This is a genomic window from Caballeronia calidae (assembly GCF_900044055.2).
Classification (GTDB): Bacteria; Pseudomonadota; Gammaproteobacteria; order Burkholderiales; family Burkholderiaceae; genus Caballeronia; species Caballeronia calidae.
This window is the reverse complement of the sequence record NZ_FCOX02000346.1, coordinates 1-652: the sequence shown is the minus strand read 5'-3', so window position 1 is coordinate 652 and position 652 is coordinate 1. Positions and strand designations below refer to the sequence as shown.

The following is a 652-nucleotide window of genomic DNA, read 5'->3' as shown; positions in this document are numbered from 1 at the left end:
CCTAGGTCTCGCGCCAACCCCGTATGCCAGCGGTACCAGCGAAGTTGAGCAGGGCATCAGCAAAATCGGCAACAGGCGAGCCCGATGGCTGATGGTGGAACTAGCCTGGAGTTGGTTGCGCTTCCAGCCCGCTAGCCAGCTAAGCCACTGGTTCAAGGAGCGCTTCGCAGGCGGTGGCAAGCGTGTCCGACGCATCGGCATTGTGGCGCTTGCGCGACGTCTGTCGGTCGCACTATGGCGCTATCTGGAATTCGGTGAGATTCCCCTCGGGGCAACCCTCAAGTCACCGGCAAGTAAGGTGACGGCGACTTGAACAGCCAACGTCGAGCGGTAACAGCGTCTGAAGGTTGAGCGCGCCCGGACAGTAGGTGGGTTACCCATCGGATAACCGTAGTTCTAGATGGGGCGCGTCCATAATGGGGTAGTTCCAGCGCCTTGCGCATGCGGTATGTGGTGTCCGGTCTCGTGCCGGCACGGATAGAAGTTGGTCCGGTCAAATGTCCGGACTTAAGACACCCCAGCCTCAACTGCTGTGAAACGTTCCTTTGATACGATACGGAGGATTCCATAATATCAAACGAGGTTATCCATGGGAGATGACTGACGTAAAAACGGACCGCGAAAGGGCTTGACTTTCAATGCCCCATAGAAG

The 652-nt window shown here is 57.4% G+C and carries 1 protein-coding gene; it reads left to right on the top strand.

The window, feature by feature from the left end:
• The coding region (locus tag AWB78_RS45110) for a transposase (protein ID WP_157697927.1) at nucleotides 1-313 on the top strand (313 nt) is incomplete at its 5' end.
• Between the last annotated feature and the right edge of the window lie 339 nt (nucleotides 314-652).